This is a genomic window from Actinomycetospora sp., from assembly GCF_055612215.1.
In genome coordinates, this window is sequence record NZ_JBVPVA010000313.1 from 1 (window position 1) to 7,504 (window position 7,504).

Annotated in this window: 9 protein-coding genes; 6 read left to right on the plus strand and 3 right to left on the minus strand. The window is 75.6% G+C overall.

Going from position 1 to position 7,504, the window contains the following annotated elements; genetic code table 11:
- The 4 genes from AC0CYZ_RS08960 to AC0CYZ_RS08975 all read left to right on the plus strand — a co-directional run.
- The coding region (locus AC0CYZ_RS08960) for a hypothetical protein (RefSeq protein ID WP_472214402.1) at positions 1 to 872 on the plus strand (872 nt) is incomplete at its 5' end.
- Positions 873 to 954: 82 nt separating this feature from the next.
- Positions 955 to 1,803, plus strand: a complete 849-nt coding sequence (locus AC0CYZ_RS08965) for a (Fe-S)-binding protein (protein WP_472214404.1) — start codon at positions 955 to 957, stop codon at positions 1,801 to 1,803.
- Positions 1,800 to 3,311, plus strand: a complete 1,512-nt coding sequence (locus tag AC0CYZ_RS08970; RefSeq protein ID WP_472214406.1) for a LutB/LldF family L-lactate oxidation iron-sulfur protein — start codon at positions 1,800 to 1,802, stop codon at positions 3,309 to 3,311. The genes AC0CYZ_RS08965 and AC0CYZ_RS08970 overlap by 4 nt, the downstream gene beginning before the upstream one ends.
- Positions 3,308 to 3,946, plus strand: a complete 639-nt coding sequence (locus tag AC0CYZ_RS08975; RefSeq protein WP_472214414.1) for a LutC/YkgG family protein — start codon at positions 3,308 to 3,310, stop codon at positions 3,944 to 3,946. Before AC0CYZ_RS08970 ends, AC0CYZ_RS08975 begins: the two co-directional genes overlap by 4 nt.
- A 33-nt stretch (positions 3,947 to 3,979) precedes the next feature.
- Here AC0CYZ_RS08975 and AC0CYZ_RS08980 read toward each other — a convergent pair whose 3' ends face one another.
- Together AC0CYZ_RS08980 and AC0CYZ_RS08985 are read right to left on the minus strand one after the other, a co-directional pair.
- On the minus strand, positions 3,980 to 5,035 hold the full coding sequence (locus AC0CYZ_RS08980) for an LLM class flavin-dependent oxidoreductase (protein WP_472214408.1): 1,056 nt from the start codon (positions 5,033 to 5,035) through the stop codon (positions 3,980 to 3,982).
- Complete coding sequence (locus AC0CYZ_RS08985) at positions 5,032 to 5,538, minus strand: SRPBCC family protein (protein WP_472214416.1); 507 nt, start codon at positions 5,536 to 5,538, stop codon at positions 5,032 to 5,034. Before AC0CYZ_RS08985 ends, AC0CYZ_RS08980 begins: the two co-directional genes overlap by 4 nt.
- 150 nt (positions 5,539 to 5,688) lie before the next feature.
- On the opposite strand from AC0CYZ_RS08985, the gene AC0CYZ_RS08990 reads away from it, so the two are divergent.
- Together AC0CYZ_RS08990 and AC0CYZ_RS08995 are read left to right on the plus strand one after the other, a co-directional pair.
- Positions 5,689 to 6,087: a CopG family transcriptional regulator gene (locus tag AC0CYZ_RS08990; protein ID WP_472214410.1), complete on the plus strand. Its 399-nt coding sequence runs from the start codon at positions 5,689 to 5,691 to the stop codon at positions 6,085 to 6,087.
- Positions 6,088 to 6,105: 18 nt separating this feature from the next.
- Positions 6,106 to 7,233, plus strand: a complete 1,128-nt coding sequence (locus AC0CYZ_RS08995) for an extracellular catalytic domain type 1 short-chain-length polyhydroxyalkanoate depolymerase (protein ID WP_472214412.1) — start codon at positions 6,106 to 6,108, stop codon at positions 7,231 to 7,233.
- 133 nt (positions 7,234 to 7,366) lie between these two features.
- Here AC0CYZ_RS08995 and AC0CYZ_RS09000 read toward each other — a convergent pair.
- The coding region (locus tag AC0CYZ_RS09000) for a phosphotriesterase family protein (RefSeq protein WP_472214418.1) at positions 7,367 to 7,504 on the minus strand (138 nt) is incomplete at its 5' end.

The following is a 7,504-nucleotide window of genomic DNA, read 5'->3' on the forward strand; positions in this document are numbered from 1 at the left end:
TGAGCAGCGGACTGGCGAATCCGGAGTTCGTGCGACTCGGCGAGGCCCTGCAGGCGCAGGCCGGTGCGCCTGGGCGGGTGCGGCGCGCGGCGGCGACGATGGCCTGCGCGGTGCCCGCGCTGCGCGATCGCCTGCCGGTGCTGGCCGATCTCCCCCAGATCGCGGTGAGCTGCTCGCCCACCGCGCTCGGCGACCGCATGGAGGCCACGTACGGCGGCCACCGCCACGGCATCCCGTGCCGGCTCGCGGTCTCGGTGCTGGCCCTGCCCGCCGGGGGCGAGGACTACCTCGCGGGGCCGGCGCGGCAGGCGGTGCGGGTCAACGGCGCCCGGGCGGCCGAGGCGGGCGTCTCCTGCCGGCGCATGGGCCGCGTCGAGGCCGAGGTGCGCATCGCCGCGGTGCTGCGCGCCCGCGGCGAGGAGGACCGCGTCGAGGGCGTGCGCGCCGACCTGCAGTCCGGCCTCGTCGCCGCCTGGCTCGCCCGCGACGCCGACGACGTGACCGAGGTGGTCGCGCTGACCTCCGTCGACGGGTCGTTCGCCCGGCTCGACCTGCTGCTGGCCGCGCCGGCCCGGGCGGCCGGACCGGCCCGCTACCTGCTCGCGGCCCACCTCGTGGGCGAGCTCGCGGCGCGCGGGGTGCGCCACCTCGCCGTCGACACCGCCCTGTTCCTCGACGCCGAGACGCGCGACTTCCAGCGCCTCCTCGGCTTCGAGCCCATGACGCTGGAGCTCACGCGAGGCCCGCAGCCCGACGGCGGCTGCCCCGCCCCGCGGGTCTCGCCCGCCTCCGGCCCGGTCCCGACGGTGTCCGCGCAGCGCCGGCCGGCCGAGTCGCGTCCGGCCGAGCGGGTGGGTGCGCGCGTGGGCTGACCGCCTGCAGGACGAGCGCGCGACCCCCGCGACGGGCAGACTCCCCACCGAAGCCACCGCCGCCGCGGGAGAGGGGCAGCCGATGCGGATCGCCGTCGTCGCGACCTGTCTCGGGGACGCGCTGTTCCCCCGGGCCCCGATCGCCACCGTCGAGCTGCTCGAGCGGCTGGGCCACGAGGTGGTGTTCCCGGCCGACCAGACCTGCTGCGGCCAGATGCACGTCAACACCGGCTACCTCGACACGGCGCTCCCGGTGGTCCGCCACCACGTCGAGGTCTTCGGTCGGGCCCTCGACGAGGGGGTGGACGCGATCGTCGCGCCGTCCGGCTCGTGCGTCGGGTGCGTCCGCCACCAGCACGCGATGGTCGCCCGCCGGGCCGGGGACGAGGGCCTGGCGCGGGCGGCCGAAGCGGGCGCGGCGCGCACCTACGAGCTTTCCGAGCTGCTCGTCGACGTGCTGGGCGTGACCGACGTCGGCGCCTACTACCCGCACCGCGTCACCTACCACCCGACGTGCCACTCGCTGCGGATGCTGCGGGTCGGCGAGAAGCCCCTGCAGCTGCTGCGCGCCGTGCGGGGGCTGCAGCTCGTGGAGCTCCCCGACGCCGACGTCTGCTGCGGGTTCGGCGGCACGTTCGCGGTGAAGAACGCGGAGACCTCGACCGCGATGCTGGCCGACAAGATGTCGAACGTCCTCACCTCGAAGGCGGAGGTCTGCACGGCCGGCGACTCGTCCTGCCTCATGCACATCGGCGGCGGCCTCTCCCGCCTGCGGACGGGCGTGAAGACCGTGCACCTGGCGGAGATCCTCGCGAGCACCGACCGCGGGGACCCCTCGGCGGACTTCGTCACCGGCGACGCCGCCGACCGCTCGACGGAACGCACCGGTGAGGCCGCCGGGCAGGCGCACGGTCCGGGGGTCCCGGTATGACGACCACGCCGCTGGGGATGCCGACGGTCGCCTCGGACCCGCACGGGCACCTGCGCGGCGTCGAGTCCTTCCCCGAGGCCGCGCACACGGCCCTCGCCGACACCCAGCTGCGTCGCAACCTCGGGCACGCGACGCGCACCATCCGGGCCAAGCGCGCCGGGGTCGTGGCCGAGCTCGACGACTGGGAGGAGCTGCGCCGCGCCGGCGAGGCCATCAAGGCCGACACCATGTCGCGGCTGCCGGAGCTGCTGGTCGAGCTCGAGGAGCGGGTCACCGAGCGCGGCGGGGTCGTGCACTGGGCGCGCGACGCCGAGGAGGCCAACCGCATCGTCGTCGACCTGGTCCGGGCGACCGGGGCCGACGAGGTGGTCAAGGTCAAGTCGATGGCCACGCAGGAGACCGGGCTCAACGAGGCCCTCGAGGGCGCCGGGATCGCGGCGCTGGAGACCGACCTCGCCGAGCTCATCGTGCAGCTCTCCCACGACCGGCCGTCGCACTTCCTGGTCCCGGCCATCCACCGCAACCGCGCCGAGATCCGCGAGATCTTCCTGCGGGAGATGCCGGGCGTGGACCCGGACCTGACCGACGAGCCCCGCAAGCTGGCGATGGCCGCGCGGACGCACCTGCGGCGGAAGTTCCTCTCGGCGAGGGTCGGGATCTCGGGGGTCAACTTCGCGGTGGCCGGGACCGGGACGCTCTCCGTGGTCGAGTCCGAGGGCAACGGGCGGATGTGCCTGACGCTGCCCGAGACCCTGATCACCGTGATGGGCGTCGAGAAGGTCGTCCCCACGTGGGCCGACCTCGAGGTGTTCCTGCAGCTGCTGCCGCGTTCCTCCACCGGCGAGCGCATGAACCCCTACACCTCCACCTGGACCGGGGTGACCCCCGGCGACGGCCCGCAGGCCTTCCACCTGGTCCTGCTCGACAACGGCCGCTCGAACGTGCTGGCCTCGCCCGACGGGCGGACCGCCCTGCACTGCATCCGCTGCTCGGCGTGCCTCAACGTCTGTCCGGTCTACGAGCGCGCGGGCGGCCACGCGTACGGCTCGGTCTACCCGGGCCCGATCGGCGCGGTGCTCTCCCCGCAGCTCACCGGCATCTCCGGGCCCGACGACGTGAACGCGTCCCTGCCGTACGCGTCGTCGCTGTGCGGAGCGTGCTTCGACGCGTGCCCGGTGCGCATCGACATCCCGCACCTGCTCGTGCAGCAGCGCGCCGCCGCCGTCGACGCCCACACCCGGCCGACCGGTCAGGACGTCGCGATGCACGCCGCGGCGATCGCGATGACGACGCCGGGCCGCTTCAAGCTCGCCGAGCGGGCGCTGGGCGTCGGGCGCGTGCTCGCCGGGCGCAAGGGCCGGATCTCGACGCTGCCGTGGCCGCTGTCGGGGTGGTCGAACGCCCGGGACCTGCCGGCGCCCCCGGCGGAGACGTTCCGGCAGTGGTGGTCGCGCACGCACGGGGACACGACGCGGAGCGGAGCTGGACCATCGAGCGGGGACGCCTGATGGAAGCCCGCGAGGAGGTCCTGGCCCGGCTGCGGTCGGCCCGGGACGCGGGTGCCCCGCCGGCGCCCGTCGTCGTGCCCCGCGACTACCACCCGGCGGGCCGGTACGCGGCCGGCACGGAGGACGCCGTCGCCCGGCTGGACGAGACCCTGACCGACTACCGCGCCACGGTGACGCGGGTGTCCGCCGAGGACGACGTGCCCGGCGCGGTGGCGGCCTTCCTCGAGGGCGCGCGGACCGTCGTCGTCCCGCCGGGGCTCCCGGGGACGTGGCTCGCGGCCTTCCCCGGCGACGTGCGCGCCGACGACCCGCCGCTCTCGGTCGACGAGCTCGACCACCTCGACGCGGTGGTGACCGGCGCGGCGGTCGCGATCGCCGACACCGGCACCTTCGTGCTCGACTCGGGCGCTGCGGACCAGGGCCGGCGGGCGATCACCCTGGTGCCCGACCACCACGTCTGCGTCATCCGCGCCGCCGACGTCGTCAGCTCGGTCCCCGAGGGGGTGGCACGCCTCGACCCGACGCGCCCGCTCACCTTCGTCTCCGGTCCCTCGGCGACCAGCGACATCGAGCTGGACCGCGTCGAGGGCGTCCACGGGCCCCGCCGCCTCGACGTGGTGCTCGTCGGGCCCTGAGGTGCGCTGCGCGCTCGTGCGCAGTATTCCGCCCTATGACACGGACAACTGCTCACGAGCCGGAGGCACCAGGTCGATCGCGCGCCCGAGCGTGGTGAGGCGCTCGTCGAGGGAGTCGCCCGCCGGGTAGAGCCGGACGGTGTCGACCCCGACGTCGCGCCACACCCGCAGCCGTTCGCGGACCATCTCCTCGGTGCCGAGCAGCGTCGTGGCCAGCACCATCTCGTCGGGGACGAGCGCGGCAGCCCCGTCGCGGTCCCCGGCCTGCCAGCGCTCGCGGGCGGCCACGGCGATCTCCGACCAGCCCTGGCGGGCGTAGGCGTCGTGGTAGAAGTTCGTGCTCGCGGTGCCCATGCCGCCGAGGGAGAACGCGAGGCCCCGACGCCGGGCGGCCACCATCGCGGCGAGCTCGGTCTCGTCGTCGGCGAACGCGACCTCGGCGCCCTGGCAGACCGTCAGGTCGGCCCGGGTGCGCCCGGCCCGGGCCAGCCCGGCGTCGAGGTGCTCGAAGTAGGCCGCGGCGCCCTCGGGGACGAAGCTGGTGCCCAGCCAGCCGTCGGCGACCTCGCCGGTGAGCTCGAGCATGCGGGGGGACAGCGACGCCACGTAGATCGGCAGGTCGGGGTTCGCCGGCATCGACAGGCGCATCGGCCGGCCCTCGCCGCCGGGCAGCGGGATCGTCACCGTGCGCCCCGAGTAGGCGATCCTGTCCCCGGCGAAGGCCTGGCGGACGACGTCGATCGTCTCGCGCATCCGGGTGGCCGGTCGCGCGAACGGCACGCCGTGCAGGCCCTCGACGACGCCGGGCCCGGACGAGCCCAGCCCGAGGGCGAACCGGCCGCCGGACAGCGCGTCGAGGGTGAGGGCGGCCTGGGCGACCGCGACCGGCGTGCGCGTCCCGACCTGGATCACGCCCGAGCCCAGCCGGATCCGCTCGGTGCGGGCCGCGAGGAACCCGAGCACCGACGGCGCGTCCGAGCCCCACGCCTCGGCGACCCAGCACTCCTCGAGCCCCAGGTGCTCGGCCTCGACGACGAAGTCGACGGCCGTGGGATCCGAGGAGCCCTCGACGGTGGTGGCGGTCCTCATCGCTCCGCGTCCGCCCGGATCGCCGCGAGCGTGCGCTGCATCGAGGCCTCGAACTCGCGCAGGCGGACGAAGACGATCTTCTGCTCCTTGTCCGGCATCCGGTCGATGGCGTGGCTGAGCCCGGAGCGGCCCGGCCCGAGGCGGACGCGCTGGCACAGCCGCGTCCCGCCGTCGGCGTCCTCGAGCCGGAAGGACCAGCGCGCGGCCGGGCCGTCCTCGCCCTGGACCTCCCACGCGAACTCGGCGGCCGGCTCGCACGTCACCACGGTCGACGTCGCCGACCACTCGCCGAGCGACGGGTGGCTGCTGCGGCCGACGAAGCGCGCCCCGGGCGCCGGGCCGGTGGCGCCGTCGGCCCACTCGACGGCCTGCAGCTCGCCACTCATGGTCGGCATGCGCTCGACGTCGCTGACCAGCGGCCACACCCGCTCGGGCGGGGCGGCGACCCACGTCTGCACCTCGACCTCGGGCTGGTCGGCGTAGCGGGCGCCGGTCCACTCCATCGTGGCCTCCTCGGGCTCCGGGGACGTCGGGGTCACCCTAGAGAGCCTGGGTTGTGGAACACCACCCAGCTCCGGGCGTCGAACGCCGACTTGCGGTGCGCACGCCTGCCGTGCACCATCCACATGGATGGTCCATGGAGGGAGGTCGAGGTGGTCGGGGAACCGGATCGCACCGAGAAGATCACCGTGAACCTGGGTCCGGTGGACCTGGGGCGGATCGATCTGCTCGTGCAGGAGGGCTTCTTCAGCAACCGGACCGACTTCATCCGCACCGCCGTCCGCACCCAGCTGGCCCGCAGTGAGCAGACGATCGAGCACACGGTCGCCCGCCGCACCCTCGTCCTCGGGACCCAGCACTTCTCGCGCGCCGACCTCGAGGGCCTGCGGGCCGCGGGGGAGCAGGTCCACATCCGGGTCCTCGGACTCGCGACGGTGGCCGAGGACGTCGATCCCGAGCTCGCCCTGGCGACCATCGCCTCGGTCGAGGTGCTCGGGGCCTTCCGCGCCAGCCGTGCGGTCAAGGCGGCCCTCGGGCCGCGCATCGTCTGACGATCGTCAGGAGCACCCATGTCCCGTCTCACCCGGCTCGTCGACGCCCTCTCGCGTCCCGGTGCCACCACCTCCCCGCGCTTCGACGAGGCCACCCGGCTCAGGCGCTCGGGGCAGCTCACCGCCGCCACGGCCTCCATCCAGCGCGCGCTCGGCGGGGCCGGCCTGCCGGGGACGGGCCTCCCGGGCGCCGGCCTGCCGGGTCTCGGCGGCGCCGGCCTCACCGGAGGCGTGCCCGGGCTCGGGGGCCTGCCGGGCATGAGCGGCACGGCCGGCTTCCCCGGCGGCGCGCAGGCCCCGACGGCCGGTGCGGGTCGGTCGCCGGGCAGCGTCACGCGGGGCGCGGTGGGCTCCCTGGCCTACCGCCTCTACGTCCCGACGGCGCCGCAGCGTCCCGCGCCGCTGCTGGTCATGCTCCACGGCGGGACCCAGGACGCCGACGCCTTCGCGGCGTCGACCGGGATGGACGAGGTCGCCGAGCGCGAGGGCATCGTGGTGGTCTACCCCGAGCAGTCCCGGTCGGCGAACGCCATGGGCTACTGGAACTGGTTCCGCCCCGGCGACCAGGAGCGCGACCGCGGTGAGCCCGCCATGATCGCCGCGGTCGCCCGCGAGGTCGCCGGCGCGCACGACGTCGACCGGGAGCGGATCGGCGTGGCCGGCTTCTCGGCCGGGGCGGCGATGGCTGCCGTCCTCGCGGCGACCCATCCGGACCTGTTCTGCGGTGCCGGGGTCCACTCCGGGCTGCCATACCGCGCCGCTCGGGACGTCGGGTCGGCCTTCGCCGCGATGTCCTCGCCGCCCTCGACGGTGGCCGACGCGGGCCCGGTCCCGCTGATCGTGGTGCACGGGGACGCCGACCGGACCGTCGCGCCGGGCAACGCCGACGCGGTGGTCCGCTCCGCGGTGGGGCGGGTCGCCGGGGCGCAGCGGGAGCGCGAGACCGGCGGCGCGCAGGGCGGACGGTCGTGGACCCGGGAGCGGTGGACCGAGCCCGGCGGCCGCGTGATCGCCGAGTCGTGGACGGTGCACGGGATGGGCCACGACTGGTCCGGCGGGCGCGCCGGCGCGTCCTACGCCGACCCGTCGGGCCCCGACGTCGCGACCGCGATCGTCGCCTTCTTCGGCATGGCACGCGCGACCTGATCCGGACCCGCCTCAGGCGTCCCATCCCGATGATCATCAGCACGTGGGGCAGGCGGGGAGGTGCTCCGACGTGCCTGGTGTGCCCCTGGCGGGGCGCGGCGCCCCCGGCCGACGGCGCCGACCGCGCTCCCGCTCAGCCGCCGAAGTAGCGGCGGGGGTTGTCGACCATCATCGTCGTGATCTGTCGGTCGGTGACCCCCGCCTCGCGCAGGGCGGGCAGGACGTCGCGGGTGATGTGCTCGTAGTGCCAGTTCGGCGTGGTCGCGTGCAG